The following is a 26347-nucleotide window of genomic DNA, read 5'->3' as shown; positions in this document are numbered from 1 at the left end:
ATCTCTGAGGCGTGGTGTGACCAAACTGAACTTGATCGCTGGCGAATGGCTGGTGGGTGAATCCGAAATTGAGAACCGCAACCCGTCGGATCTGACCGATCTTGTCGACATGTTCGCCCAAGCCAGCGTGGACCAGTTAGACGCAACGCTAGCGCACGCGCGCATTGCGCAGGCAGAGTGGGCAACGTATCTGCCTGAACGCAAGCAAGCTGTTCTGAACGCCATCGGCAACGAGCTGATGGCCCGCGCCGAGGAGTTGGGCACGCTGCTGTCGCGTGAGGAAGGCAAACCGCTGGCCGAAGGTAAAGGCGAGGTCTATCGCGCGGGACAGTTCTTTACCTATTACGCAGCCGAGTGTCTGCGTCAGATCGGTGAGAATGCCGACTCTGTCCGCCCCGGCGTTGAGATTGACGTACGGCGCGAACCCGTGGGCGTCGTCGCCATCATCAGCCCATGGAACTTTCCCACCGCGACCGCCTCATGGAAAATCGCACCGGCGCTGTGCTACGGCAACGCGGTGGTGTGGAAACCTGCGAACATCACCCCTGCATCGGCTGTAGCTTTAACCGAGATCATTGAACGGCAGGATATCCCCAAGGGCCTGTTCAGTTTGGTGATGGGATCGGGGCGCAGCATCGGTCAGCGTTTGGTGGAAAGCCCCAAGGTGAACGCGATTTCATTCACCGGATCGGTGCCGGTGGGCAAAGGGATTGCGGCAGCGGCCATCCAGAACCTGACCAAGGTACAGATGGAGATGGGGTCCAAGAACGCGCTGGCCGTCATGGACGACGCCGATCTTGATCTGGCGGTGACGCTGGCGCTGGGTGGCGCGTTTGGAGGCACCGGGCAGAAATGCACTGCCTCGTCGCGGCTGGTTGTTCATGCGGGCGTCCATGGTGCGTTCGTCGAGAAACTGGTCGCCGGTGCGCAAGCGATGAAAGTCGGTCACGCGCTGGAGGATGGCACCCAGATGGGGCCGGTCGTCAGCGAGCAGCAGTTGCAGGATAACCTCGCCTATGTCGATCTGGGCAAGTCTGAGGGCGCCGAATTGGCCTGTGGCGGCGCGCGGCTGGAGATGCCTCATGACGGATTCTACATGTCGCCTGGGGTGTTCCTGAACACCACCAACGACATGCGCATCAACCGCGAAGAAATGTTCGCGCCGCTGACCAGCGTAATCAAGGTTGGCAGCTATGATGAGGCGCTGAGCGTCGTCAACGACACCAATTTCGGCCTGACTTCGGGAATCGTGACCCAAAGCCTCGCCCGCGCCACGCATTTCCGCCGAAATGCTCGCACTGGCGTGGTCACCGTGAACTTGCCGACAGCGGGCACCGACTATCACGTGCCCTTCGGCGGACGCGGCGACAGCTCTTACGGCCCGCGCGAGCAGGGTAAGGCGGCAGCTGAGTTCTACACCACCGTCAAAACCGCCTATATCAGCGCCGGCACGCCGGTCTGATGCGCATCGACGGGCTGCAATATGCCAACTGGTCGGAAAAGATTTTCCGGCAACTGCGCGAAGGTGGCGTGGACGCGATCCACGTCACCATCTCTTATCATGAGAACTTCCGCGAAACCGTCTTGAACTTTGAAAAGTGGAACCGCTGGTTCGAGCAATTCCCCGACCTGATCATTAAAGGCCGTTGGGCCAGCGATATTGACCGGGCGCGCGAAACCGGGCGGACGGCGGTGTTTTTCGGCTTTCAGAACCCCTCGCCCATCGAAGACGATATCGGTCTTGTCGAAATCCTGCACGATCTGGGCGCCCGGTTCATGCAGTTGACCTATAATAACCAATCCTTGCTGGCCACCGGCTGCTATGAGGCCGAAGATACCGGCATCACCCGCATGGGCAAGCAGGTGATCAAGGAGATGAACCGCGTCGGCCTTGTCGTGGATATGAGTCACTCGGCTGACCGGTCCACAATCGAGGCCGCCGAACTGTCCGAGCGTCCCATCGCCATCACTCACGCCAATCCGCACGACTGGTCGCCTGCGCTGCGCAACAAGCGCGATGCGGTGATCCGCGCGGTGACGGACCATGGCGGGATGCTCGGCTTTTCGGTCTATCCGCATCATCTGAAAGACAAATCAGCCTGCACGCTGGATAGCTTCTGCGAGATGATCGCCTGCGCCGCCGACAAATACGGCGTCCAACATCTGGGGATCGGCACTGACCTGTGTCAGGACCAACCCGACAGCGTGGTCGAGTGGATGCGCGTCGGGCGCTGGACGAAAGAAATCGACTATGGCGAAGGCTCGGCCTCGGCCCCCGGATTTCCACCCATGCCCAGCTGGTTTCAGGACAACCGCGATTTTGGGAATATCGAATCCGGACTACGTTCTGTGGGTATGAACGAAGATGAGGTTTCAGGTATCATGGGCGGCAACTGGTATCGTTTCTTTGCTGAAAACTTCGGACCACGCGCATGACCAATCTGCAGCGCGATATTGCACGCCGAGACCCCGCGCAGGTCATGCGACTTTCGCGATTGGGGTCACTGCACCAATGTCGCCTTAGCTTCATGCGGCAATTGACCCGGCGGATGGCCCGCGAGAACTGGCGTTTTACCCGGCCCGTTTTTGACATCGACACGAACGGGGTGGGTCATGCTGTCTATACCGCGCATGGCCCTGACCGCGCTTATTCGCTGGTGGCTTTCGCTCACGATCTGCCACCCGAGCAACGCTCCGACCGCGTGATAGCCGAGGCTTGGGACGCCACATTTACCCTGTTCGATGGCATCCCTACGACCGAAGACATCGAACGTCTTTCCCAAAACGTCCCCCTGCAAGAGGCCGGTCGGATCAGCGAAAACGAGTTGTCTCTGTCTCGCGCCAACCGTTCGGTCCGGCTTTGGGCGCATGTGGTCGACGCTCTGTCAGCAGGCAAACAGCCGGACCCCGAGCAGATCTATAAGGTGGGCTACCTGATGCGCACCACGGCCGTATATGGCTCGGGCAAGTTCGGGGCGGCTGATCGTGAGACAACCGCCGACCGCCCGGAACTAAGCGCGCCTTTCCAGACCGAGATGCTTTCGGTCTATCTGACTCGCACCTTCGTGCGCGATCTGGTGCAGCACATGGCGCAGGCCAAAGGGGGCGATGAAACAGCCAGTCTGGATCCGGCGATTGCGCAGTGGCTGGGCATCGGCAATTCGACCGGTCTGGGAATGGCGCCGTTCATCATTAATCACCCCGTTCTGTTCAACAACTGGATCATGGTTCGCGAAGAAGCCATCGCGCGGGTGCGGTCCGTGCCACACGCCACACCGGACCGCATGGCGCAGTTCCGCGCGATTTTCGAACGCAGCAAGCTTTCGGTGTCGTGGTGGCGCTCGGATCATCCGGTTCAAATCGACAAACTGGCCGCGCTCAGAACTGATCTCGACATGCTAACCGCCGAGCTGGCCAAGCGCGACCTGACCGAACACCACCCATGGGACGCCCTGATCCGCTGGTCCGAGGATCATCTGAGTGAAGAGGGGCAAGAATTGCTGGCCTCGCTAATTCTGGAACCTTACGGCGATTTGGTCGACGGTCTAGTGGATTGCATGGCCGACAGCAACGCAGGCGCGCAGATGATCGACGGCAGTATGAGCGTCGCACAGGTGCGCGCGCTGATCCGGCAGAGTTTTGACTGGGCGCTTGATCTTGATTGGCAGGCACAAGCCAACTGCGCCCGCGCGTGGTACGTGTCCGAAGAAAAGCTGGAACCCCGCCTTGGCGAACGTTTCGAAGAACCAATCGCGGAGTACGAACAACCTCTGGCCCCTGCACGGGACGCGGCCGCTGCTTATCGCGCCCTTGAGGATTGGGCGGACACAGACAAGATTGCCGCGTTTCTCCTGCACCATCCGGAACATCGCCACACCATAAGACGCGCGCAGATCGGTCGCGTCGCCCCGTATGGAGAAATCCGCGACAACACAATCAGTGCAAACGTGTTGCCCATCGACATGCTAAGGGCAAAACTATCATTCTTTGGAGCAACACAGTTCGACCCGCGCTCGGACCGGTGGGTTCGCATCTGCATGTATTCGGGCGCGCCCTACCCGGACGAACTGAACACAGAAAACGCAGATCTTTGGGTTTACCCCGAGGCGCTACAATGAACCTGTCACTGAACGAGGTCGAAGCCACTGCCAAACGGGCAATGCGCGGTGTCGGACATAGCTGGGGTCCCGCGGAAGAGGCCGCCAAGGCTACTCGCTGGCTTTGTGCTCAGGGCATGGACGGGATCGGGGCGTTAGCAAAACTGGCGAAACTACAAAGCGCGCAACCAAGTTTGCCCGTAGCTGAGTGCCCAATTGCCGCAGGAGCACACCTTTCGGACCAAGCTGCTGAGTTGCGCAAAGAAGACATCACGTTGCAGGACATTGTCTTCCCGGTTTTACTTTTGCCTTTCGCAGCCAACGTGGCGCGGTTTTTGGATACCCCCGTTTCCGTGACAATGGATAAGACACAGTTTGTGACCGATGGGTTTGCCCTCACCACGGCCTTTTCGGTCCCCGAACAGACAAGCCAGATCACAATAAAGCGGGGCGGGATAATGATCCAAACCCATCCTCAGTGCACACGTGCCACGCCCGACCCTGCAGACTGGTCCGAGCTGAATCGCCTTGCCCACTTCACCTATGCCCCCGCAACCGAGGACTCCCGCCTGCGCGGGGCCGGAGCGGGTCTGTCTGACAACGATTGATGAGACCCAAAATGACCGAGACCCGCACCCTGACATTGACCCAGATCGAAGATCTGGCTTTTCGCGCCCTCGTTGCCGCTGGTACGACCGAAGCAAATGCGCGCCCCTTGGCGGTTGCAACTGCTGCAACCGAAGCAGACGGCGTCTCTAGCCACGGGCTTGCCTACATCCCGATCTACTGCGAGCATGTTCAATGCGGGAAAGTCGACGGTGCCGCCCAACCGGTGCTGTCACGCCCACGTTCGGGTGTTGTGCACGTGGACGCCGCCACGGGATTTGCGCATCCCGCAATTGATTTGGGGTTCGAGGCGCTGCTGCCTGCCGCCCGCGAACAGGGAATAGCGGCGCTCGCCATTCGCAACAGCTACAATTGCGGTGTTCTGGGATATCACACCTTCCGGATTGCACAGGCTGGTCTGGTCGGGTTGGGCTTCACCAACGCGCCGGCCTCGATCGCTCCGTCCGGGGGATCAAAACCTGTGGTCGGGACTAATCCGTTCTCGATCGCGGCTCCGGGCGCGAACGGGCAACCTTCGCTGGTGATCGACCAAAGCGCCAGCACCATTGCGAAAAGCGAAGTCATGAAACACGCCCGAGAAGACAAACCGATCCCGGTAGGCTGGGCGCTGGACGCAGACGGCAATCCAACAACAGACCCGGCAGTTGGATTGAAAGGGTCGATGGCACCGTCCGGAGGTTATAAGGGTGTCGGCGTCGCCCTATTGACCGAGGTTTTGGCTGCCGCGCTTACGGGTGCCACTCTTGGCCTTAACGCATCTCCGTTTTCAGGTACTGTTGGCGGACCACCCAAAACCGGGCAGTTTTTCATTGCCATTGATCCAGCGGCTACGTCGCAAGGCGCATTTGCCTCTGGTCTTGGCGAATTGGTTGACGCGATCCGATCCCAGGACGGCGCTCACCTTCCAGGAGACGGCCGAGCCGCCAACCGCGCCACGGCGCAGGCAAATGGCGTAGCTGTCAGCACAGCAACTTTGGACAAGGTCGAAGCGGTTCTAGGAGTTTGAAAATGGCCACCGGGCAGTGCTAGCGCACGCCATAGACAGTCATCGTAGAAGTTTCCGGCGTTCGGATCAGTTCCAGAAAGTCTGGGACACTTCCCGATTTTAAATCCAGGCTGAATCCCGAATACCCAATTCGAGACAACCCTAACAATACCGAGTCATGGCCACATGTCACAACGTAGGTCACGCCATGTTCTTCAATTATTTCTTTCGCCGTTTCGGCATCCTTGGCAATCGAAAGTCGGGTTTGTGCCAGTATTCCCGAACCGTTTCGATGATATGGCGCCGCCAAAACTCTATGGGGGGTGTTGACCAGAACGTTGGTTCCAAAGTCCCAACTGACCGCGACCGTACCTTTCGGCAATCCGGCTAGCGCAGCGACCGATTCCTGCGTCCAGCATTCGCCCAAAGCAACGTTCCCACCGTATTCAGGTACTGATGCATAGTCAGTGGTCGGAAAAAGTCGGACATAAACCGAAAAACCGTACCCCCAAACCCCCGGCAAGATCGCAAGCAAAGGAATCCATATCAATACAAGAGAAAACTCGCCAAAACGGCGTCGTAAGACACAACGCGCTTGGGTAACACATTTCACCAACGGGAACACCGAAAGTACCAACAGGCCAAGAGAACCACGAATCTGATACACAGTAATCGCCAAGGCTACGCCGAGCAGGATAGAAAATGATATCCACTCTGTGCGCCTAGCCCGATCCGCCCTGATTTGGAATAAACTGGCGAGCAGACCAAAGAACCCTGCGACGTAATACACGATATAGACATCGTTATACCCAGCGACACCGTTGATAATATCGAGCAGGCCGCCTGTTTCTGAGACATGGTCCAGCCAAAATATTTTTAGGTCTGGGTCAAGCCCATCCAACGGGTTTTGTGTGCACGCCGGAAAAAACGCGATTGACACTAAACCAACAGCTGCGAAGGCAAAAGCAAGACGCAACACCCTTTGCCATGCACGTTCGGGTGTTTTTAAGGCAAGAATGAAGAGAGTACCGCTGCTTAGAATGACAGGGGCTGCAAGGTCGCGCGACAACGCATCACAAAACCCGCCCGCATAAGCCGCGGCAGGAGCTGACAGCAGGAAAATCACGCACATGCCCAAGCCAATTCCCGCACATATGTACATGACCTGCCTTTGTCGGGATTTACCGTGGTAGACCCAAGCACCGGCAATGCAAAAACATATCACGGCTAGCAGAGGAAGGTTTTCGATACCAATGGCTAGGCTGACCGAAATCGCAATGCCGCCAGCAATCAAACGCCTGATACTTCCAAATGGCGAAACCATCGCCAGAAGGGCAGTCAGCAATAGAACCATCTGGACGTTGTGGTGGTCGATACTTCCCGGCTGGAACCTGCCATCGAAGCCGATGATGATACTGAACAAAACGGCAGTATAAAAAAGCGCGGAACCACCAGCCAAAGCAAACATGATCTTTGCGGATACCAACATAGCCGCCGCAAGTGTGACAAGTGGCCAGATGAGCAAAGCGAGGTACTCAGCATAGGCGCGATCAAAAAAAACTTCGAAAAGTAAAATCAATCCGGCAATTGGCAAGTCGACCAAGCGCGACCAATGCATAAGCGTACCGCCATCAACCCCAAGACGGTATTGCACCAAATCAAACCATCCCTGCCCTGCCAAAAAATCGCGCACTATGACAAGACGCATGGCGGCATCGTTGTCTAGATCCAGCAACAACTCTGTAGCTTCGGGCGCACGCAATATCTGCCGCACCGCAACGAGTGAAAAAAACACTACAAATGCGATTACACCTGAGGCGTCAGTTGCTTTTTGTTTTTCGTGCATATCCTCACCTGTTCGGATCATCGAACAAGGATAGGCGGTATTTGACGCGCTATCACCTAGGTCAATGTCATTTGGTCTTGCCATCAGTTTTTCCGCTTACAGGATGACGGCTCAACAAATTGATACTAAACTATTATCTCCAGAATTCCCCCTGACACCTGCCGCCATTTCAGCATTGGCGTTCAATTTCATTGCCCCGCGTTTGATCTTGTTTCGGTAACGTCCGACCACGTCGAGGCAGAAGAATTCCAAGGTGGCGGATAGCTAAGGTAAGCAATGCGTCGCGCTTCCCTCCTCCCCCGCGCAACAGTGTCAAGAAGCACAGCGCAAACAAAGGATAAAACTGCGATCACGAAACCTGAAAGCGCCGTAAACAGTGACGGGATTCGTTCAACAAGGCCAGTCTCCAGAAACTCCCGGAAGACCGAGGCAAAAACCACCAGAGACGGCAGAAATGCACACGCTGCGATCACTGAAAAGAACTGCATAGGCTTTTCTTCCTTCAGCATCAGCCCGATCATTCGCAGGATCCTAAAACCGTCGGCAACAGAGGATAGTTTGGAGTTCGAACCCTCCATGCGAGCCCGATAGGGAGTGTCCATCTCATCAATCGGAAGCCTGAGTTGCAACGCAAAAACCGTTAATTCGGTTTCGATGTCGAAACCACGGGAATGAGCAGGAAAAGTCTTTGCAAAGCGGCGACTGAACACGCGGTATCCTGAAAGCAAATCTCCGACCTTACATTTGAATAACCATTCAACCAAACCTGTTAAAACTCGATTTCCGAACCGATGTCCTGGACGGTAGGCCGCTTGCTCTGTACTGCTCCGATTTCCGGTGATCATGTCAAAATTCCCGGACACGAGCCGCTCTATCAGGGCCGGTGCGCTGGCCGCGTCATAGGTGGCATCGCCATCAGCCATGACATAAACGTCCGCGTCAATGTCGGCCAACATCCGGCGGACAACGCTACCTTTCCCCGGGCTGGCCTCAAACCCTACAACAGCGCCTGCTTCTCTGGCCACCTGCGCTGTGTTGTCAGTAGAATTATTGTCAAAGACATAAATGGTAGCATCTGGCAAAGCATCCTGAAATGCTGTCACTGTCGGACCGATCGCCACACTTTCATTGTAACTTGGCAATATCACCGCCACTCGCAAGCTGGCAGTTAGAGTCCTTTCCGGTTCTACAGTTTTCAAAACAACAAGTCCCGTGTCCAAATGCGGTTGCAGGTTGGGCCTGGCAATGCTGTTCAGCAAGACGTTTGCCGCTAGCAGGCTCCCGTCGCGGAAGAATGTTGCCTAATCGCAGCAAATGCATTCGATCGCTTCCTCTTCTGTCAATGAAGATCGCCAGCCTCTGGACCCACTTCGGATCGGACGTATAACGGATGTGGTAATTGACCAAACCCAAGCCGAAACCCAATGCGACGAGAAACAACCAACAAACTGCGCTTCGTTCTCGAGGACATCCTTCCCGCGTTTGTTCGAGACTCCGCTTTGTTCCGCATTTTGGCCGAGTTAGCCTGGGGAAAGCACATATCGCGGCTTGCCGATTTCCGTAGTCGCGCCCCTTTTCTGACCAATGATGAGTACGAAGCACTCTACCGCGAACATCCAAGGGTTCATGACGAGACTGACTGCTCTGACAAGTGTATCAACAAGATTGCACAAGAACTGGTCGAAGGATCAATCTGCGATGTCGGATGTGGCACCGGTGCGCTACTGACCAGACTGGCTGAGCGTCGCCCCGGCCTGACCCGTAAGGTTGGCGTAGATTTCGTTGTAGATGATGCCGCCGCATTGGAAGGTATCGAAGGCATTTCAGCTCGCATCGAGGAATTGCCTTTTGAGGACGGTGAATTCGACAACGTGGTTTGCACGCATGTGATCGAACATATTCTGGATTACCGCGCAGCAATTGCCGAACTACGTCGCATCACTCGTAAGAGACTGATTATCATCGTTCCGCGCGAACGAGAATACCTGTATACTTTCAATCCACACTTCAATTTCTTCGCTTACCCACATTCGTTTCTACGCGCGATGATCCCGGTTCCGGATGACTTTGTTTGTATTGATATCGGACGCGACATTTACTACCGCGAAGATATAACCAGTTAAGAAAAACGGTTAGTTCTCGCAAAGCCTGTTGAGTAGAACAACGCGGGAAATGCCAATTCAACACACAGCGCGCATCATATCCACACCTGAAACCCACCCAAATATGCTGAAAAGCATAACGCTCAGCTGAAAGCGTGGTTTGGAGCTGCAATGCGCGGAAACCTGAGCCTCAGACAGCGGTTCGTTCAACAAGCACTAACGACTTGGAAAAAAGTCCCTGCGCTTCGGGTCAACCGATACCTATGATGGGATTTCCTTCAGACCGAGTATCCGCCAAGGGCGTCTTGTTCGTTTTTTTTCGTGGCCGAAAGGCATGTGTACAGGGATACACCCGATCCGGTTCATTCCGGCCGGACCGGATATCGATCCCCTTTTTCGTCAATCAGGATCAGCCGGTCGCCGCTGCGCACGTACAGATCGCAGCGACCGAACCCATTGCGGTAAGCGATGCAGACGCTGCCGTCCTCGGCGATGGAATAGGTGCCAAAGGCGGCGTCTCCGCTGGCGTAGGTGTAGGAATATGCGCCTCCAGCCGAAAATTTGGCCTGCCCGTCATCAAAGAAGGTCAGCGTGCGTCCAGCCAAGGCATCCAGTTCTTCGGGCGACAGGGGGACGTCTCCGGGTTTGGTGGGCCATTCGGCGGCAAGGGCGGGGCCAGCACTAAGCAAGGCGAGGATCAAAAAGCGCGTCATAAAGTCAGTCTAGACCGAACTGCTCTGCAACAGGCATAACGTTGCAGTGACAGATCAGGCGACCATCTGTTCGGCCTTTTTCAGGTCGACCGAAACCAGCTGGCTAACGCCCTGTTCCTGCATGGTCACACCGAAAAGCCGGTCCATCCGTGCCATCGTCACCGCGTGGTGGGTGATGATCAGGAACCGCGTGTCGGTCTGGCGGCACATCTCATCCAGCAGGTCGCAGAAACGCGTCACGTTAGCATCGTCCAGAGGCGCATCGACCTCGTCCAGCACACAGATCGGTGCAGGGTTGGCAAGGAACACACCAAAGATCAGCGCGGTTGCAGTAAGAGTCTGTTCACCGCCCGAGAGCAGGCTGAGCGTCGAGAGTTTCTTGCCCGGTGGCTGGCACATAATCTCAAGCCCCGCATCCAGCGGATCGTCGCTTTCAACCATGACCAGATTGGCCTCACCGCCGCCGAACAGGTGTTTGAACAGCATGGCAAAGTTCGAGTTCACCTGTTCAAACGCGGTCAGTAGACGCTCGCGACCTTCACGGTTGAGACTGGCGATGCCGCTGCGCAGGGCTTTGATCGCCTCTTCCAGATCGGCCTTTTCGCTGTTCAGCGTGTCGAATTCTTCCTGGACTTCTTTGCTGTCCTCTTCGGCCCGCAGGTTCACTGCCCCCATCGCGTCGCGCTGGCGTTTGTGGCGGTTAACCTCGGCCTCCAGCGCGTCGGCGGCGGGCATCTGGTCGGGGTTCACGTCCAGCTGATTCAACAACTGGTTTGGCGTCAGCTGCTGATCCTCGGCGATGCGTTCCGCAGCGGCGGTCACGCTTTCCTTGGCGGCGTCACAGCGCGCCTCGGCGGCGGCCCGGCTTTCGCGCGCTTCCGAGGCCAGACGTTCCGCATCACGTTCGGCCATCACCCATTCGCGCTGCTGAGCCTCGGCTTGAGCCAGCTTGTCAGCAGCCTCTGCCCGGCGCGCTTCGGCAGCTTCGATCAATTCGTTCAGTTCCTCGCGCGCCTCAGCGATTTCGCCGGGGGCGGCCATCGCGTCGGTCAGCTCCTCCTCAGAGCTTTCCTTGCGCTCAGCCAGTTCCGAGATGCGTTTTTCCGCCGTCTCCAACCGGTGCTTCCAACCGCTGAGGTCTTTCTTGACCTCCTGGCTGCGACGGGTCCGTGCTTCGCCCTCGCGGCGCAATTCGTCATGGGTCGAGCGGTGGGTCAGCATGGTGATCCGCGCGGCCTCGACCGTTTGTTTGATGTCTTCGACCTGCGCACGGGCGCTGTCCAGATCGCCCAATCCGGCCAGCGCGCCCTCGGCCTCGCGCAGTTGGGCGCGTGCGGACATGGCGTCTTCCTTGTGGCGATCCACGGCCAGCGTCAGGGTTTCCAGCTTGCCCTGCGCCAGATTGCGATCCGCCTCAGCCCGGCTGAGTTGCCGTGCGGTTTCCGCCATGCGCTGGTCGGCGGCACGGCGTGCCTCACGCGCGCGGCGGTCAGCTTCAGTCACGTCGGCCAGTTGCTGTGACAGCGCCTCATGCGCCGCCCGCGCGCCATCGGCCTGCGCCTCGGTCCGGGCCAGTTCCTGTTTCAGCGCTTCCAGCTTGTTCAGCTGTTCCAACCGCAGCGCGGCTGCACTCGGCGCGTCCTCGGCCCAGGCGCGGAACCCGTCCCAGCGCCACAGATCGCCCGAGCGCGACACCAGCCGCTGACCGGGTTTCAACGCCGCCTGCAGCCGTGCGCCTTGGTCCCCGTCAACCAATCCGATCTGCGCGATCCGACGGCTGAGGCGATCTGGGCCCGACACATGCAGCGCCAAAGGTTCAGCTCCTTCAGGCAAGGGCTGATCCGCGTAGTACTCCGCGACCTCCACCCAGCCCGACGGCCCGTCACCGTCGACCAAAGGCGCGCGCAGATCATCCGCCAGCGCGGCACCCAGCGCCTTTTCATAGCCCGGAGCAACGCGCAGCAGGTCCATCACCTGCCCCCCCTCAGCGGTGTCACGTTCAACCAGCTTGGCCAAAGCGGTGGTCTCAGCCCGAATGGCCCCCAACTCACCCTCTGCCTCGGACCGTTGCGCGCGGGCTTCAGCCTCACGCGCTTGCGTCTCGCTACGCAGCTCATCGGCTGCGGCCAGCGCTTCTTCGGCGGCCTCGGCGGCCTCGCGGGCTTCTTCTTCATCCTCTTGCGCGGCCTCGAACGCCTCGGCCGCGCGAGTCAACGCCTCACGCGCCTCATTCACGGCACCGCGCGCCTTTTCTTCTTCGCCCTCGGACCGGGCCAGCGTTTTGCGGCTGTCCTCGACCAAACGTTGCGCCGATTGGTGACGGGCGACAAGACGGGCCATATCCTCGGTCTGTTGCGAGAGGTGATCCTCGCGGTCCTGCAGCACCGAGGCCGCCTCGCGCGCGATTTCCGCCGCCTCGGCCACCTTGTCATCGTGACCTTCAGCCGCCTTGGCCAGCTCGCGGGCTTCCCATTCCAGACGTTCGATCATCTGGCCCGCGTCACGGTTCAAACCGCTTTCACGCTCGATATCATTGCCAAGTTGTTGAATACGGTTGGTCAGGGTTTCAATCGTCTGACGCGCGCGGGTTTCCTGATCTGAAAGCTGGTCGCGCTGCACTTGCTGACGTTGCAACACGGCCGCAGCGATGGCCTCTTCCTCGCGCAGGGGCGGCAGGGTTTCTTCGATCTCGGTGCGTTTGGCAGCGGCGGCGCGCGCCTCGGCCTCGGCGCGCGAGGCCTCAGTAATCCGGTCGCGCAGCTTTTCCTCGGCCTGTTGACGGGCCATGTCGGCCTCTTTCCAGCGTCGGTACAGCAGCATCCCTTCGGCTTGCCGCAGCTGTTCACCAATCTCGCGATAGCGCGCAGCCTGACGGGCCTGACGCGCCAATTGCGCCAGCTGCGTGCCCAACTGTTCCAACACGTCATCAACGCGAGTAAGGTTGGATTCCGTGCCCTTAAGCTTCAGCTCGGCTTCATGCCGACGTTGATAGAGACCCGAGATCCCGGCGGCCTCTTCCAGAATACGCCGCCGCGCTCGGGGTTTGGCGTTGATCAGCTCGGCGATCCGGTTCTGCCCTACCAGCGCGGGCGAATGCGCCCCCGTTGAGGCATCCGCGAACAGCATCTGAACATCGCGCGCCCGCACATCCTTGCCGTTGGTCTTGTAGGCGCTGCCCACATCGCGGGTGATCCGGCGGATGATCTCCAACTGATCGGTGTCATTGAACCCCGAAGGCGCCAGCCGTTCCGAGTTGTCCATGGTCAGGACCACCTCGGCAAAGTTGCGCGCGGGTCGCGTGGCCGCCCCCGCGAAAATCACATCCTCCATCGCGCCGCCGCGCATGGATTTAGGGCGGTTCTCCCCCATCACCCAGCGCAGCGCCTCTAACAGGTTGGACTTGCCGCAACCATTCGGTCCCACCACACCGGTCAGTCCGTCCGCGATAATCAGATCGGTCGGATCGACAAAGCTTTTGAAGCCGGTGAGTTTGAGTTTGCTAAAACGCAAAGGCAATGAGTCCCGTGATTCCTATACGCTGGAAGTCTGCGCAACGGATTGGGGTCGAGTCAACGAACTTGCGCAGGATATGGGATATCAGCCCGAGTTATCCACAATATCTTGGCGAAATACGCAGGAATTCGCGTATGTCAGTAGGCAGTACACTCGAACACCTGATAACCGTAGCCATCGCCGATGTGATCGAAAATACCTGTGTCCACGCATTCGTAGTTCGGGATGGCCACCGCAGTCTGCAGCAAGCGCTCACCCGCCTCTCGGTCGCAACCCAACACCCCAATCGTCACAGCGGCATCGCCTAGCACATCCAGAATTGGGCACCCCGACACCTGTGCCATCGCCTGAGCAGCGCGACCACGGATCGGCCCGAGCCGCGGGGCGTATTGAATGTTCACCCGCACTGCTTCGGCCAGATCATCACGCACGCGCACATCAAAGACGCTACCATTCACCGCCACACGCGTCGCGGGCACATCGCGGAAATGAGGCGTGCCCGCCGAACATGCAGCCAGGACCAGCAGGGCGAAGTATCGGATCATGTTCTCTATGGTGAGGTGGAATGGTTAACAAACCCTTTCCACTAGTGGCGCAGAACCTGACCCAGACGTTTAATACCCTCTCGTATCGTGGCCTCGTCCGAATTGGAAAAACTCAACCGGATTGTATTCCGACCCGAGCCATCAGGAAAAAATGCGCGCCCAGGTACAAAAGCCAGCTGTACCGTTTCCAACGACCGTGACAAAAGATCGGCTCCGTCATGTGCTTGAGGCAAGGTCAACCAGACGAACATTCCGCCTTCGGGCTTGGTCCATTGCACCCCTTCGGGCATTTCCTGCCGCAAAGTGTCCAGCATCGCATCGCGCCGCCGGCGATACGTTGCCCGCACACGCAAGATGTGCGTGTCGAAACAAGCACGTGCTACTTCGTTGATCGACATCTGATTGATCGTTGGCGAATGCAGATCAGCCGCCTGTTTGACCAAAACCAACTGCGAAATGACCTCTCGCGAAGCAACAACCCAACCCACGCGCAAACCGGGCGACAGTGTCTTCGAAAAACTGCCGCAATAGACTGTCCGGCACGCCTCGATCGTTCCCTTTCGGGCAAGCTCCAAGGCAAGAATCGGCGGAATGTCTTCGCCGTCATAGCGCAAGGCCTGATACGCGCCATCCTCGATCACTGCGATATTCAGGTCCTCAGCAAGATCAAGCAGTGACTCACGTGTAGCGCGGTCAACAGTTTCACCCGTCGGGTTTGCGAAATCCGGGGACAAATAAGCGAATTTGATCTTTCCATCACCGGACGCAGCTGCATATTCAGCCGCCCGGCGGTTCGCCTTCAAGTCCAACCGATCAAAACAGGGCTCATATGCGTCGAATGCGTTGATTGCGCCCAGATAGGTCGGCCAGCCAACCAAAGCTGTATCTCCGGGGGACAGGTAAAGTTTTCCTAAAAAATCCAGCGCTTGCTGCGAACCCGAGGTGATCAGCATGTTTTCCGCGGAACATTCGATTCCGATCTGCTGCATATGTCCGACAAGCCATTCACGAAGGGGAAGATATCCTTCGCTGACCGAATATTGGAGCGCATGAGGCCCATCTCCAAGGCACGATTGGAACGCATTGGCAAAGGCATCTGCAGGAAACAAAGCCGGGTCGGGAATACCCCCGGCAAACGAGATAATCCCTGGCTGATCCAGCAGCTTCAGCAATTCACGAATCTCTGAGGCTTTCATCCGTGAGGCCCTGGTCGCAAACAAATCTGGCGTTGACATAAGGCTCCTCCGCTTAGAGGCAGCGTAATAGATAATGAATTAATGTCAATATTGCTGACCTAGTAATGTTATGTCCTTTCTAGGCATTCTTGAACCGGGCCTGAATCCGTGGTCATATGATTTGACCAATCTGGAAAAGTGTCCCGATGCCCTTTCAAAAAATTCAGACCGAAAAGCTATCGATCGCGGTGGTTCGACAGATCGAACTGCTAATCCTTCGGGGCATCCTGCGTCCGGGTGAACGACTTCCTGCCGAGCGTGAAATGGCCGAGCGACTGGGCGTGTCGCGGCCGTCGCTGCGGGATGCGATTTCGGAACTGCAAGAACAAGGGTTGCTGACGGCCAAAGCAGGCTCGGGCATATACGTCGCCGAGGTCTTGGGCTCGGCGTTTTCCCCTGCTCTGATCCGACTGTTCGGCAGCCATGAAGAGGCTGTTTTCGATTATCTCTCATTCCGACGGGATATGGAGGGCTTGGCAGCTGAGCGCGCAGCGAGAATGGGTTCTGAAAGCGACTTGAAAGTCGTCCAGACGATCTTTGAAAAGATGGAGGCCGCCCATGCCCGCAATGCGCCGGAAGATGAAGCTAATCTGGACGCCCAATTCCACATGGCCATCATCGAGGCCAGCCACAACGTCGTGATGCTGCATATGATGCGGTCGATGTTCGATCTGTTGCGACAGGGCGTCTTTTACAACCGCCAAATGATGTTCAATCAGCGCACAACCCGAGAAGCCATCTTGGACCAGCATCGAGCGATCAATACCGCGCTACAGGCGCGTGACCCAGAAGGTGCCCGCAAAGCCGTCCAGAGACACTTGAATTTCGTTCAGCAATGCACACAGGATCACCAAAAAGCCCTACGAAACGAAGAAATCGCAAGGCAACGGCTGGATCACGAAACACGCTGACCTTGTACGCGGCACCGCCTGAGTTTCAGCAATGGTCACAGCTTGCGAATAACTCGTGCAAACCTGTGCTTCCAAAGACTCAAGCTCTTTATCGGTTTTGGATCGCAATTGATCAGTCCCGGGAAACTGCTATCAGCTTCGGACCAACTCCGCAGCTTGGTAGGCGCGGCCAGAACGGATTTCGTAACGGCGTCAGGGCTATCTGCACTCTGCTTTTCGTTGGCTATTACAGCCAGCATTTCTGCATGATAGGCGTCTATTGCTTCTGAACGTTGGCCTGTGCGGAACCGAAACGCACCGATCTTGTCGTGAACGGGGATCAGTTCAGCGTAGCGTGAGAACCGCAGCCAAAGTTCGCCATCCACAGCCAAGGACAGGCGCTCGTCAAGTTGTCCTCCGGCTTTGTCCCAAAGGCTGCGTCGCCAAAATGTCGACTCCTGCTGCACCCACTGATAGTCGCCCGCAAGAAACCGTTGATACGAAATTGGTCTTGGGCGTCGAGAGGCCAAGATACGCCCTGCCTCGTCTATCGTCGTGAGCTTGCCCGTCACCCAGTCCAACTTTGACTTTAGCGCAAAAAGAGACCCAACAAGTCCGAGACCTCCCTGCATTAGGACATCATCGGAATTGATCCACCCCATGACCTCGCCAGTGGCGAGAGCAAACCCCTTGTTGACCGCGTTGGCTTGCCCGGTATCTGGCTCGGATATGATATGTGTGAATGCGCCGCGATATCTTTCGACAATATCAAGCGACCCGTCTGTGCTTCCCCCATCCGACAAGATCAGCTCAAGATTGGGGTAAGACTGGCTGACAATTGACGTAATGGTCTGCTCGAGAAATTCGGCGCAGTTCAGGTTTGGAACGACCAGACTTATCTTGGGCATATTCGTCATGCGTAATCCTACCACCCAAGACCAAGCTGCATTGGTGCAGCAAAAGGGTTTCTGTGCGACTGCATCATTTCTGACAAGCCGATCATTGCAACAGCTTCTTTGGAATGCGCTTTCCGCTGCCGGGGCCCATATGCTCGGTTTGTGCCAAAGTTAAAAGACCGGGGTCAATAAAAAGACGTTTTCCCGCGCTACGCATCGATTGATGCAGAGTCGTATGCTCGCAGGTGATTTGACCGGTCTCATCCCGTGGCTGGTACGTCGCACCGCGCAAAGCTTCGGTCTTATACAAGCCCAACCCACCGAAAGCACTCTCCACCTCAATCAGAGGCGCGTCGGTTGGTATTGAGTATTGACGATTATAGATGATTTTCCGCTGCATCCGTCGCCACCAGACACTGCGAAACATCCGTGGTCGCGTTAGCGCCGTAAGCTCTCGCCACGGGTCTTGGTCGTTCCAGCCCGCACATCGCAATGCGTAAAGGTCATAATATGCAGGCAATGAGTTGGCAAACACGGCGTCCCATTGTGGCACCCGACGCGCTGCCGCGTTCAACACCTGATTTGGTTCCATTTGCGTATTGGGTCCGTCCATATCAAGAACCAGTGTCAAAGGATGGACCGGATTGGTGGCAAGAAGATGTTCAAGAACTGCATTTCTGGCGACGGCAATACGCTCGACGCGTTCATCGAACAGGTTCGACATACTGTCCAGAATGAGCACATCTACTCCCGCGTTCTGAGCCGCGTAGTCTTGTAGGATGTCGTCGGTATTGTCTTTATTATCGTTGGTCGCGATGATCACGCGACTGCTCTCAAGGTGCGCCCGCAGCTGTTCGATGCGCAAGAGCGTTGCGGTCAGGGAATCTCCACCATTTCGAACAATGCCGAGAATGTTCATCAAAATTCCAGCAATTCAGGCGAGGGGTCTTTCAAAGCGCCTTGACCCGAAAGCGGGCTTTCGGGTCAAGGTTTCGAATTATGTTAAACGGTCAGTGCAGCTTTTCGCCTACATCCGCGATGGCCGCGTCGATCAGCTTGTTGGCCTGCGTAGCCGTCATCTGCTTTGCCAGAACCGCGTTGGCTGCGGAAACAGCAACGGTGATGGCCTGATCGCGCACCTCTTTCACGGCAGAAGCCTCCGCCGATGCGATCTGGTCCTGTGCTGCCACCAAACGACGAGCAATGGACTTCTCCAGATCGACCTTGGCTTGTTCAGCTGCCAGTACAGCATCGTCCTTGGCTGCTGCCACGATGGCATCCGCCTGAGACTGCACTTCGCGCTGCTTGCGCTCATACGAGGCCAGCAAGCTGCGCGCTTCTTCGTGCAGCGCGCGGGCTTCGTCCAGTTCGGACTTGATGCCTTCGGCCCGCTTGTCCAGCGCGCCACCGATCATGCCGGGCACCTTGAAGTAGAACAGAACCGCGATGAACACGATGAAGCCCAGCAGGACCACAAAGTCGGTGTTGCCAAGCGAGAAGAACGGGCCACTTGCGGCCAGCGCAGGGCTAGCAGCGCCGAAAGTCAGGATAAGGGCAAGAGTATTCCGCATGTCACTTATCCTTTCATCTGCGCGTCTACGGCACCGTCGATGGCTTTGGCATCCGCCTCGCCACCCAGTGCTGTGACCAGTTCAGCTGCCGTATCCTTGGCAACCACTTGAATGCTTTCCAGCGCACCGGCACGGATGTCGGCAATTGCCTTTTCCGATTCAGCCGCCTTTGCAGCGATTTCCGCATCCGCTTTGGCAATCGCGTCATCCAGACCAGACTGGATTTCGGCGCGGGCTTCCGCTGCGATACGCTGTGCCTCAGAACGGGCATCGGCCAGCGCCTTGTTATAGGCCTCTTCAGCCTCGACCGCCTTGGCCTTCAGATCTTCGGCCGCAGCCAGGTCATTTGTAATGGTCCCCTGACGCTCAGCCAGGATTGCCGCGATGCGGGGCAGAGCCACGCGGGACAGGACCAGAAAGATGACGACCAGCGTGATGACCAGCCAGAAAATCTGGTTGGGGAACCAATCAAAGCAGAGCTGCGGCATCCCGATGGCCGACCCATACGAGTCAACACAGGTGCCTGCTACTTCTTTGGCTAGGGGTTCAGTCGCCATGATGTCCTCCGTCGGAACGTTGTCTTTACAACAGGTGGGCCGCTATGGCTTGGACCCACCTGCGCGTAAGGATCAGGTTCCGCAGATTAGACGGCGAACATCAGCAGCAGCGAGACCAGGAATGCGAAGATCCCCAGGGCTTCTGCGAATGCGATACCGATGAACAGGGTTGCGGTCTGCGAAGCAGCCGCCGAAGGGTTGCGCAGGGCGCCGGCCAGGAAGTTGCCTGCAACGTTGCCCACCCCGATTGCGGCTGCGCCGGAACCGATTGCTGCCAGGCCTGCGCCGATGTGTGCGAGATCGCCTTCCATGATGTTTCTCCTTACGAATTGGAAGTTTCGATGTTGGGTTATCGTTCCTGTGCTGGGTGCAAGACCCAATCAGTGATGCGGATGCAGAGCGTCCTTGAGGTAAACACAGGTCAGAATGGTGAATACGTAGGCCTGAATGAAGGCCACCAGGACCTCGAGACCGTACATAGCGGTGATCGCCAGAACCGACACGGGCGAGATCACGGCAATCGCGGCAAAGCCTGCGAACACCTTGATCACCGCGTGGCCCGCCATGACGTTACCGGCCAGACGAATGGAGTGGCTGACCGGGCGCACAAAGTACGAGATCAGCTCGATGATCGCCAGGATCGGACGCAGCGCCATCGGCGCGCTGGAGACCCAGAACAGGCTCAGGAAGCCCGCGCCGTTCTTTACAAAGCCCAGGATGGTGACGGTCAGGAAGACAGCCAGCGCCAGCGGGATGGTCACGGCGAAATGCGATGTGGTGGTGAACGAGGTCGGGATCAGGCCCAGGAAGTTCGCGGTCACAATGAACATGAACAGGGTCATGACATAGGGGAAGAACTTGACGCCTTCCTTGCCGCAGATGTCTTCCAGCATCTTGTAGATGAAGCCGTAGGCCAGCTCGGCCACCGACTGCATCCGGGTCGGAACAATCGCGCGCTTCGAGGTCGGCACGATCAGCAGCAGAACAATCGCAACGATCGCAAAGAACAGCCACAGCGTCACGTTGGTAATGGTGAACATGCCCACCGCACCGTCGCCGAACAACGGTTTGACGATGAACTGGTCCATCGGGTGGAATACCAGGCTGCTGCCTTCTGCTGCGGTGGTCTCAGTTGCCACGTTCAGTCCCTCTCGTCCTTCTCGACAGCCGTCGCCGCCGTTTGTTTCTCTTGGACCTCTTTCGCGCTGCGGAGCATAACCTTCACGCCCGCGACAAGGCCCAGCAGTGTAAACAGCACCAGAAAGATCGGGATCGTCCCGAACAGGCTGTCCAGCCCGTATCCGATGCCAAATCCGATCCCCAGACCGGATACCATTTCGATGACCATCCTCCAGGCAAGCTCGCCCCCGGATACGTCACTGTCTGCGCGTTTGGGGGGCTGCTTGGCCTTTTTCACCGCGTCGATCTTGGCCTCCAGCTGCGCCATACGCTGCTTTTGGTCATCATCAGTCACGGGCGTTTCCCTCGCACAGTCTTGGGTAGGGTGCTAAGGCGATGCGGGCATAGAGTCAACGGTGTATAGGTCGCACCCGAATTGTATTTAATCCTTTGATTTTAAATATTAAAATATTCCACTGCCTCGCCGCAGGCGCACCCATTGATCCTGCGTGGGCATAAATGGACCGGATCTTCCATATTCAACCAAATGGTTGACCAAAGCAGACCGCTGTGATTGAGCGGAAGCATGTCCAGTGATCTCGATACTGTTTTCGCGGCCCTTGCCGACCCCACACGCCGCGCCATCCTTGCAATGCTGTTGGAGGATGACATGGCCGTCACCGATGTTGCTGAACCGTTCGAGATGTCACTGGCCGCGATCTCAAAACATCTGATGATCCTGACCAAGGCTGGACTGATCAGCCAGGAAAAACGCGGCCGGGTGAAATGGTGCAAGCTGGAACCCGACGCGCTACGGTCGGCCTCGGTCTGGATGCAGGGGTTCGGACAATTCGAGCCGGTCAATCTGGATGCATTCGAACGGTTTCTGGAAAGCCAATTGCCTTTGGCAGACGACACCTGACCGATTGACAATGGCAGGCGCATGTTTCGTGGTATGCTGCCAAAACCAAATCTATCTCTTCTGCGGATGACGCAAACGGTTCATGCCGCACAGGTCGAGACGTTTTGCGGCCTCGGCCTGTTGAGCACCCTTCAGTTCAGTTTCGATCGGCCTTAAAAACACGTTCCGCCCCTGTGGGTCCTTCGGGCCTGAGGAGCATCAACAAAGCAACGCATGTCAGAGCGACGCCGACCAAAACCAGTGCCACGGGGGCGCCGTTGCCCAGCGCAATCTCCCATAGAATGACCCAACTGGGGACAAGATAAGTATAGGCCATAACCTTGGCCGACGGCAGACGCAGGGCCGAAAACTGAACCAGAACAAAACTGGCGGCGGTCGCGAAGATCGACAGATACAGCAACCCGACCCACACGATCATGGGCAGGTTGGCCCAGTCGGTGTCGCGAATGTCGGACCACGCATAGATAGTCAAAAGCAGGCAACCTGCTACCATGGTTCCGAAACTGAACACCACGGCGGGTTCGCCGCGGTTCAGTTTACGCACCATCGGCGTATAAACAGCATGAGCTATACACCCCCAGAAATAAATGACCTCACCCTTGTTGATTTGAAAAGCCATGAACGCTTGCCAATCCGCCCGGAAGATCACCCAAAGCGCCCCAACGGCACCAATGCTTAGCGCCAGTGCCATCCTTGGCGTGGTGACCTGACGCAACAGAAACCATCCGGCGATCGCTGACAAAACCGGAGTCAGGGTAAAAACCGCAGCCGCGCTGACCGGAGGGGCGGTTTTCAACCCGTGAAACATAAGAACAAAATAGGTCGCAAAAAGCCCGCCCAGCACCAGGTAACGCCAAGGAGCTTGCGCAGCGCTGCGCGGCAAGCCTGTGGTCATCAACGCTGTTGCCCCGATCACGATGGCCGCAATTGCAAACCTCACGGCAGTGACCGCCTCGGGCGAGATCTGGTTGGCAATCATTGAGCCTAGTGAGAAACTGCCCGCGACCAAGGCAGAAAAGACCAGCATGGCCAAATGGCCACGCGCCGGAGGGGTCATGGCTGCCAGCCTTTGGATTGCTCTTTCAAATAGGAAAGGAACGACTGCACCTTGGTCGTGCGGTGCAAATCCACATGCGTCACCAGCCAAAGGTTGCCGAACCACTCGGACAGCGGCGGGATCACCTCGATCAGATTGGGGTCACGGGCAGCCTCCCACCGCGCCATGAAACCAATGCCTGCTCCAGAAAGAACGGCCTCGCGGATGCAGAAATTGTTGGTGCAGCGAAAAGTGATGCGATCAGCAGGGACCGTTTCGCGCAACCAACGCGAAAACGGCGCGCGGCTGGTTTCGTCATCGGTACTGACAAAGAAATGGCTGGCAAAATCCTCGACCCCGGCTGGTTTGCCGTGAAGTTCGATGTATGCCGTGCTCGCATATAAGCCGACCTCTTGTTTCATGAATGGCTGCACAACATTGTCGGGCTGACCCGGCGCCGACCCGGCGCGGATCGCCACATGTGCCTCACCATATTCCAGCCGGAATAGACGGTCACCAGTCAGATAGCGGACGATCAGATCAGGATGCAGGCGCTGGAATGTGCTCAGCACCGGCACAACCAACGGCGCCAACGAGGACAGAGAAGTCACCACCAGCTCTCCGGATACGTCATCTCCGCGGCCTTTCATGCGCCCAACCAACTGGTTGAATTGATCTTCGGTCGCTTGCGCTACGCGCAGAAGGTCGTCGCCCGCCTCGGTCGGCGTGTATCCACGGGCGTGGCGCTGGAACAATTTGACCCCCAGCCGCGCCTCGATCGCGTCGATATGGCGGATAACGGTGGCGTGGTGAACACCCAACACTTCGGCGGCACCGCTGACCGTCCCCATGCGCGCCACCTGATACGCGGTTCTCACTTCATCCCAATTGTCCATTGCATCTTGTCCATTGTGCAAATTTTAACACTTACTGTTGGGATATCAGAGTTTTGTTCATCAACGCAACATTCATATTGGGACCAGACACAGAATTCACCGCCTGAAGGAGGCCATCATGACAAAGACAGTTCTGCACATTGACGCCTCGGCCCGCCGAACAGGGTCAACGACCCGTGACCTTTCTGACCGTATCGTCAAGCACCTCGGTGCCAGCCGTATCATCCGCCGCGACCTAGCGACTCCGCTACCGCTACTGACCGAAGCGTGGATCAATGCCAATTTCACTCCCGCTGATCAGCGCGACGCGGTCCAGCGTGACCTTCTATCCCTTTCCGACGCTCTGGTGTCGGAACTGCAAGAGGCCGATACGGTCGTGATCGGCCTGCCCATCTATAATTTCTCGGTGCCTGCGGCGTTCAAGGCGTGGATCGACCTTGTCGCCCGCGCCGGACTGACCTTTTCCTACAGTGAAAACGGCCCGAAGGGACTGTTGGATGGCAAACGGGCAGTTCTGGCCATCGCTTCTGGCGGCACCGCAGTCGGGTCCGAGATCGACTTTGCCACCGACTATGCCAAGCATGTTCTGGGCTTCATCGGCATTCATAATGTCGACGTCATCGCAGCCGATAAAATGGCATTGGACGCTGAAACGACCCTTAGTAACGCGCAAAAGGCTGTTTCGGAATTGGCGGCCTGATTGACCGTTACGCCCTAAAACGTCCAGTCTGCACCTGAACAGACAATTGCAGACTGGACACCGGGCATGAAAAAAATCGGAATTCTGGGCGGTGTGGGCTGGGCCTCGACCGTGGACTACTACCGCGCCATTGCCGAGGGCGCGAGCCGCCATTTCGCTGAACGGGGTCATACATCTCCGCTGCCCATCCCTCCGATGACCATCGAATCCGTCACGCAGGCCAAAACGCGCGCTTTGCGCGGTATCGCCGGGGACGAGGAGAGTTGGTCGGCCTTCGACGCAGTCTTTCGCGAGGCACTGCTGACGTTGGAGCGGGCCGGATGTGATTTCGGCATCATCGCGTCCAACACCCCCCACGCTCGACTTCATTCGATACGACAAGGCGTGGCGATGCCGATTTTCAGTATTTTCGACGCCACTGCAGAGGTGACGGCGCACACCAAAGCCTCTGAAGCGCTGGTTCTGGGAACAACCGTCACGATGGAAGCGACCAACTATGCCGAAAAGCTGGCCGAACATGGCGTTGTCGCCAACAAGCGGCTGCCCGACGCCGAGATCGCCGAGATGCAAGCGATGATCGACAGCGACTTTTACGGTGGGGCGTCCGACGAAGCGCATGCCCGTTTGCTTGCGTTCTGCAACAAACATGCGCGCACTGGCACCGCGATCCTGCTGGCCTGCACCGAACTGCCGTTAGCCTTCCCCAACCATCTGGACGATCCGGTGTTTGAGGCAGATGGGCATCTTTTCATCAACCCTTCCGCCGCACATGTTTCGGCCGCCTTGGCCCAAGCGCTAGGGGACTGATCAAGGCAACCAGTTAATCTCGACCCCGATACGATCACAAAACGCCAGCAGATCGTCCCGTGGCATTGCAACGGTGCGGTCATTGACCAGCGGGTGCATATAGATGACATCCGCCTGCTTGGCTGCGCCGTCCATGAAGAACCGTACCTCGTTCTGCACCCCGTTGATCATCGCCAAAGGGCTCACCGCGCCGGGACGGATACCAAGGTTCTGCAGCAAACGATCCGCCGACCCAAAGGACAGGTTACCGACACCCAGTTCAGCCCCCAACGCCTTAAGGTCGATCTCGGCGTTCTGCTCCAGCGTTACAAGATAGTTCCGCTTTTTCTTGTCGCGCAGATACAGGTTTTTGACCCGCAACGCGTTTTCGCCGGGCACCATGAACTGATCCTCGACCGCCTTTGAATCCTCAACCGTGCGCAGCGGCACATGGGTGTGCAGCGTATAAGTCAGGCCCCAATCGTCCAGTTGCGCCAGCAGCGCGTCGGAACTCAGCGGTAATGTGTCCTGAAAAGCAGATGATGCGTCCATGGGTATCTCCTGTTTGGCGTGCTCATCGCGCAACGTGCGGACAAATTCAAGCCAGACAGCGTCGGAATTCAGTGCTAGCGTGCCGCCATGAAAGTCACGCGCAATACTCCGAACCAATTGATCCTTTCTAATACGCCCTGGTTCATTGGCATCTCACTGATCCTCTTCATCCTTGCCTTTGTCGGCGCTGGTCTGTTCATGGCAACCGAAGGCGGCGAGGGCATTCTGTTCGGTCTGTTCTTTGCTGTGTTTGGCGGCGGGATGGGCATCGGCGCTTTCTGCGTCTTTGTGCGGCGCGTACAGGTGATTTTGGATCGACCCAGCAACAGCGTTTTGATCCGCCGCCAATCCGTCTATGGCTATGACACCGTAGAACATGAGCTGTCGAACCTGTCCCATGCCGAGGTGGAAACCACCACATCGACCCGCGACAGAACCACGTCCAAGATGCACCGACCCGTTCTGATCCTGGAAAAGGGCATGAGTGCAGGCCGACACCCGATTGTCGAAGCCTATGTAAGCGGGCACGGGGCGCAGCGGCTGGTGGATGCGGTCAATGACTGGCTTCCGGCGCGAGCGGTTGACTCTGACAGCCAATCGGCCTAAAGCCCCCTTCAAACATCCGGAAGCGTCTGATCTTCCGGTCCCTTGAGTCGATCAGGGATCGCCCCCCACCAGCGAGTTTCGCCCGTGGGGGCAATGCCATTTGGCATGACCCCCACGTCAAATTCAGTGGGAGGGGGCGTTTGTGCATTTAAC

27 protein-coding genes are annotated in these 26347 nt (G+C 57.4%); 11 read left to right on the top strand and 16 right to left on the bottom strand.

Features of this window, described 5'->3' with window-relative positions; translation table 11 throughout:
• The first annotated feature begins 16 nt into the window (after positions 1-16).
• Genes AC2FF7_RS16630 through AC2FF7_RS16610 form a run of 5 tightly spaced genes read left to right on the top strand, consistent with a single transcriptional unit; the run spans position 17 to position 5730 of the window.
• Positions 17-1462: an aldehyde dehydrogenase family protein gene (locus tag AC2FF7_RS16630; RefSeq protein ID WP_496905975.1), complete on the top strand. Its 1446-nt coding sequence runs from the start codon at positions 17-19 to the stop codon at positions 1460-1462.
• Positions 1462-2436, top strand: a complete 975-nt coding sequence (locus AC2FF7_RS16625) for a membrane dipeptidase (protein WP_496905974.1) — start codon at positions 1462-1464, stop codon at positions 2434-2436. The genes AC2FF7_RS16630 and AC2FF7_RS16625 overlap by 1 nt, the downstream gene beginning before the upstream one ends.
• The gene (locus tag AC2FF7_RS16620) at positions 2433-4118 is read left to right on the top strand and encodes a hypothetical protein (protein WP_480868046.1); all 1686 of its coding nucleotides are present in this window, start codon (positions 2433-2435) and stop codon (positions 4116-4118) included. The genes AC2FF7_RS16625 and AC2FF7_RS16620 overlap by 4 nt, the downstream gene beginning before the upstream one ends.
• Positions 4115-4705: a DUF3726 domain-containing protein gene (locus tag AC2FF7_RS16615; RefSeq protein ID WP_496905973.1), complete on the top strand. Its 591-nt coding sequence runs from the start codon at positions 4115-4117 to the stop codon at positions 4703-4705. Before AC2FF7_RS16620 ends, AC2FF7_RS16615 begins: the two co-directional genes overlap by 4 nt.
• Positions 4706-4716: 11 nt before the next feature.
• Positions 4717-5730: an Ldh family oxidoreductase gene (locus AC2FF7_RS16610; protein ID WP_496905972.1), complete on the top strand. Its 1014-nt coding sequence runs from the start codon at positions 4717-4719 to the stop codon at positions 5728-5730.
• 19 nt (positions 5731-5749) lie between these two features.
• Here AC2FF7_RS16610 and AC2FF7_RS16605 read toward each other — a convergent pair whose 3' ends face one another.
• Both AC2FF7_RS16605 and AC2FF7_RS16600 read right to left on the bottom strand, forming a co-directional pair.
• Positions 5750-7639, bottom strand: coding sequence for a hypothetical protein (locus AC2FF7_RS16605; RefSeq protein ID WP_496905971.1), 1890 nt, complete (start codon positions 7637-7639; stop codon positions 5750-5752).
• A gap of 104 nt (positions 7640-7743) precedes the next feature.
• Positions 7744-8814 carry a glycosyltransferase gene (locus tag AC2FF7_RS16600; protein ID WP_480868052.1) on the bottom strand — a complete coding sequence of 357 codons (1071 nt, stop codon included), beginning with the start codon at positions 8812-8814 and terminating at the stop codon, positions 7744-7746.
• Between the two features lie 165 nt (positions 8815-8979).
• Here AC2FF7_RS16600 and AC2FF7_RS16595 point away from each other — a divergent pair, with 165 nt between their 5' ends.
• Positions 8980-9678 carry a class I SAM-dependent methyltransferase gene (locus tag AC2FF7_RS16595; RefSeq protein WP_353391630.1) on the top strand — a complete coding sequence of 233 codons (699 nt, stop codon included), beginning with the start codon at positions 8980-8982 and terminating at the stop codon, positions 9676-9678.
• 341 nt (positions 9679-10019) lie between these two features.
• On the opposite strand, the gene AC2FF7_RS16590 is transcribed toward AC2FF7_RS16595, so the two are convergent.
• From AC2FF7_RS16590 to AC2FF7_RS16575, 4 genes are all read right to left on the bottom strand, one after another.
• Positions 10020-10370: a hypothetical protein gene (locus tag AC2FF7_RS16590; RefSeq protein WP_170755031.1), complete on the bottom strand. Its 351-nt coding sequence runs from the start codon at positions 10368-10370 to the stop codon at positions 10020-10022.
• Between the two features lie 54 nt (positions 10371-10424).
• Positions 10425-13880, bottom strand: coding sequence for a chromosome segregation SMC family protein (locus AC2FF7_RS16585; protein ID WP_496905970.1), 3456 nt, complete (start codon positions 13878-13880; stop codon positions 10425-10427).
• A gap of 140 nt (positions 13881-14020) precedes the next feature.
• Positions 14021-14428, bottom strand: a complete 408-nt coding sequence (locus AC2FF7_RS16580) for a hypothetical protein (RefSeq protein WP_480868057.1) — start codon at positions 14426-14428, stop codon at positions 14021-14023.
• Between the two features lie 41 nt (positions 14429-14469).
• A complete protein-coding gene (locus AC2FF7_RS16575; RefSeq protein WP_480868058.1) occupies positions 14470-15663 on the bottom strand; it encodes an aminotransferase-like domain-containing protein in 1194 nt (397 codons plus the stop codon).
• Positions 15664-15809: 146 nt separating this feature from the next.
• Here AC2FF7_RS16575 and AC2FF7_RS16570 point away from each other — a divergent pair, with 146 nt between their 5' ends.
• Positions 15810-16574, top strand: a complete 765-nt coding sequence (locus AC2FF7_RS16570) for an FCD domain-containing protein (RefSeq protein ID WP_170755023.1) — start codon at positions 15810-15812, stop codon at positions 16572-16574.
• A 35-nt stretch (positions 16575-16609) separates the two neighbouring features.
• Here AC2FF7_RS16570 and AC2FF7_RS16565 read toward each other — a convergent pair whose 3' ends face one another.
• The 7 genes from AC2FF7_RS16565 to AC2FF7_RS16535 form a co-directional block, all read right to left on the bottom strand.
• On the bottom strand, positions 16610-17470 hold the full coding sequence (locus tag AC2FF7_RS16565; RefSeq protein ID WP_480868061.1) for a glycosyltransferase family 2 protein: 861 nt from the start codon (positions 17468-17470) through the stop codon (positions 16610-16612).
• An 82-nt stretch (positions 17471-17552) separates the two neighbouring features.
• Positions 17553-18368: a hypothetical protein gene (locus AC2FF7_RS16560; protein ID WP_496905969.1), complete on the bottom strand. Its 816-nt coding sequence runs from the start codon at positions 18366-18368 to the stop codon at positions 17553-17555.
• Positions 18369-18459: 91 nt separating this feature from the next.
• Positions 18460-19020: a F0F1 ATP synthase subunit B gene (locus AC2FF7_RS16555; RefSeq protein WP_480868064.1), complete on the bottom strand. Its 561-nt coding sequence runs from the start codon at positions 19018-19020 to the stop codon at positions 18460-18462.
• A 5-nt stretch (positions 19021-19025) separates the two neighbouring features.
• Positions 19026-19577 (bottom strand): F0F1 ATP synthase subunit B', encoded by a 552-nt coding sequence (locus tag AC2FF7_RS16550; RefSeq protein WP_480868066.1) that lies wholly within the window; start codon positions 19575-19577, stop codon positions 19026-19028.
• Positions 19578-19663: 86 nt separating this feature from the next.
• Entirely contained in the window at positions 19664-19888 is a 225-nt protein-coding gene (locus tag AC2FF7_RS16545; protein WP_005981269.1) for a F0F1 ATP synthase subunit C, read from the bottom strand.
• Between the two features lie 69 nt (positions 19889-19957).
• Positions 19958-20716: a F0F1 ATP synthase subunit A gene (locus AC2FF7_RS16540; RefSeq protein WP_170356118.1), complete on the bottom strand. Its 759-nt coding sequence runs from the start codon at positions 20714-20716 to the stop codon at positions 19958-19960.
• A 2-nt stretch (positions 20717-20718) separates the two neighbouring features.
• Positions 20719-21051 (bottom strand): AtpZ/AtpI family protein, encoded by a 333-nt coding sequence (locus AC2FF7_RS16535; RefSeq protein WP_480868068.1) that lies wholly within the window; start codon positions 21049-21051, stop codon positions 20719-20721.
• Positions 21052-21282: 231 nt separating this feature from the next.
• Here AC2FF7_RS16535 and AC2FF7_RS16530 point away from each other — a divergent pair, with 231 nt between their 5' ends.
• Entirely contained in the window at positions 21283-21618 is a 336-nt protein-coding gene (locus AC2FF7_RS16530) for an ArsR/SmtB family transcription factor (protein ID WP_170755014.1), read from the top strand.
• Between the two features lie 136 nt (positions 21619-21754).
• Here AC2FF7_RS16530 and AC2FF7_RS16525 read toward each other — a convergent pair whose 3' ends face one another.
• Both AC2FF7_RS16525 and AC2FF7_RS16520 read right to left on the bottom strand, forming a co-directional pair.
• Positions 21755-22675 carry a DMT family transporter gene (locus tag AC2FF7_RS16525; protein WP_480868070.1) on the bottom strand — a complete coding sequence of 307 codons (921 nt, stop codon included), beginning with the start codon at positions 22673-22675 and terminating at the stop codon, positions 21755-21757.
• Positions 22672-23550 carry a LysR family transcriptional regulator gene (locus AC2FF7_RS16520; protein ID WP_480868072.1) on the bottom strand — a complete coding sequence of 293 codons (879 nt, stop codon included), beginning with the start codon at positions 23548-23550 and terminating at the stop codon, positions 22672-22674. Before AC2FF7_RS16520 ends, AC2FF7_RS16525 begins: the two co-directional genes overlap by 4 nt.
• Before the next feature lie 118 nt (positions 23551-23668).
• On the opposite strand from AC2FF7_RS16520, the gene AC2FF7_RS16515 reads away from it, so the two are divergent.
• Both AC2FF7_RS16515 and AC2FF7_RS16510 read left to right on the top strand, forming a co-directional pair.
• Entirely contained in the window at positions 23669-24250 is a 582-nt protein-coding gene (locus AC2FF7_RS16515) for an FMN-dependent NADH-azoreductase (protein WP_170755007.1), read from the top strand.
• 66 nt (positions 24251-24316) lie between these two features.
• Positions 24317-25057 (top strand): aspartate/glutamate racemase family protein, encoded by a 741-nt coding sequence (locus AC2FF7_RS16510; protein ID WP_496905968.1) that lies wholly within the window; start codon positions 24317-24319, stop codon positions 25055-25057.
• Here the strand turns inward: AC2FF7_RS16510 and AC2FF7_RS16505 are convergent, their stop codons facing one another.
• Positions 25058-25588, bottom strand: a complete 531-nt coding sequence (locus AC2FF7_RS16505) for a prolyl-tRNA synthetase associated domain-containing protein (RefSeq protein WP_170755003.1) — start codon at positions 25586-25588, stop codon at positions 25058-25060. It abuts the gene before it with no gap.
• 87 nt (positions 25589-25675) lie between these two features.
• Here AC2FF7_RS16505 and AC2FF7_RS16500 point away from each other — a divergent pair, with 87 nt between their 5' ends.
• Positions 25676-26194: a hypothetical protein gene (locus tag AC2FF7_RS16500; RefSeq protein WP_480868078.1), complete on the top strand. Its 519-nt coding sequence runs from the start codon at positions 25676-25678 to the stop codon at positions 26192-26194.
• Positions 26195-26347: the final 153 nt, after the last annotated feature.

This window comes from Ruegeria sp. YTSC325, from assembly GCF_059609525.1.
This window is presented reverse-complemented; position numbering and strand designations above follow the sequence as displayed.

Excerpts from the sequence above, each read along its gene's own strand:
- AC2FF7_RS16625 (WP_496905974.1), top strand. The coding sequence starts at position 1,462 with ATGCGCATCGACGGGCTGCAATATGCCAACTGGTCGGAAAAGATTTTC.
- AC2FF7_RS16620 (WP_480868046.1), top strand. The coding sequence starts at position 2,433 with ATGACCAATCTGCAGCGCGATATTGCACGCCGAGACCCCGCGCAGGTC.
- AC2FF7_RS16615 (WP_496905973.1), top strand. The coding sequence starts at position 4,115 with ATGAACCTGTCACTGAACGAGGTCGAAGCCACTGCCAAACGGGCAATG.
- AC2FF7_RS16610 (WP_496905972.1), top strand. The coding sequence starts at position 4,717 with ATGACCGAGACCCGCACCCTGACATTGACCCAGATCGAAGATCTGGCT.
- AC2FF7_RS16605 (WP_496905971.1), bottom strand. The coding sequence starts at position 7,639 with ATGGCAAGACCAAATGACATTGACCTAGGTGATAGCGCGTCAAATACC.
- AC2FF7_RS16595 (WP_353391630.1), top strand. The coding sequence starts at position 8,980 with ATGCGACGAGAAACAACCAACAAACTGCGCTTCGTTCTCGAGGACATC.
- AC2FF7_RS16590 (WP_170755031.1), bottom strand. The coding sequence starts at position 10,370 with ATGACGCGCTTTTTGATCCTCGCCTTGCTTAGTGCTGGCCCCGCCCTT.
- AC2FF7_RS16580 (WP_480868057.1), bottom strand. The coding sequence starts at position 14,428 with ATGATCCGATACTTCGCCCTGCTGGTCCTGGCTGCATGTTCGGCGGGC.
- AC2FF7_RS16575 (WP_480868058.1), bottom strand. The coding sequence starts at position 15,663 with ATGTCAACGCCAGATTTGTTTGCGACCAGGGCCTCACGGATGAAAGCC.
- AC2FF7_RS16570 (WP_170755023.1), top strand. The coding sequence starts at position 15,810 with ATGCCCTTTCAAAAAATTCAGACCGAAAAGCTATCGATCGCGGTGGTT.
- AC2FF7_RS16565 (WP_480868061.1), bottom strand. The coding sequence starts at position 17,470 with ATGACGAATATGCCCAAGATAAGTCTGGTCGTTCCAAACCTGAACTGC.
- AC2FF7_RS16560 (WP_496905969.1), bottom strand. The coding sequence starts at position 18,368 with ATGAACATTCTCGGCATTGTTCGAAATGGTGGAGATTCCCTGACCGCA.
- AC2FF7_RS16555 (WP_480868064.1), bottom strand. The coding sequence starts at position 19,020 with ATGCGGAATACTCTTGCCCTTATCCTGACTTTCGGCGCTGCTAGCCCT.
- AC2FF7_RS16550 (WP_480868066.1), bottom strand. The coding sequence starts at position 19,577 with ATGGCGACTGAACCCCTAGCCAAAGAAGTAGCAGGCACCTGTGTTGAC.
- AC2FF7_RS16545 (WP_005981269.1), bottom strand. The coding sequence starts at position 19,888 with ATGGAAGGCGATCTCGCACACATCGGCGCAGGCCTGGCAGCAATCGGT.
- AC2FF7_RS16530 (WP_170755014.1), top strand. The coding sequence starts at position 21,283 with ATGTCCAGTGATCTCGATACTGTTTTCGCGGCCCTTGCCGACCCCACA.
- AC2FF7_RS16525 (WP_480868070.1), bottom strand. The coding sequence starts at position 22,675 with ATGACCCCTCCGGCGCGTGGCCATTTGGCCATGCTGGTCTTTTCTGCC.
- AC2FF7_RS16520 (WP_480868072.1), bottom strand. The coding sequence starts at position 23,550 with ATGGACAATTGGGATGAAGTGAGAACCGCGTATCAGGTGGCGCGCATG.
- AC2FF7_RS16515 (WP_170755007.1), top strand. The coding sequence starts at position 23,669 with ATGACAAAGACAGTTCTGCACATTGACGCCTCGGCCCGCCGAACAGGG.
- AC2FF7_RS16510 (WP_496905968.1), top strand. The coding sequence starts at position 24,317 with ATGAAAAAAATCGGAATTCTGGGCGGTGTGGGCTGGGCCTCGACCGTG.
- AC2FF7_RS16505 (WP_170755003.1), bottom strand. The coding sequence starts at position 25,588 with ATGGACGCATCATCTGCTTTTCAGGACACATTACCGCTGAGTTCCGAC.
- AC2FF7_RS16500 (WP_480868078.1), top strand. The coding sequence starts at position 25,676 with ATGAAAGTCACGCGCAATACTCCGAACCAATTGATCCTTTCTAATACG.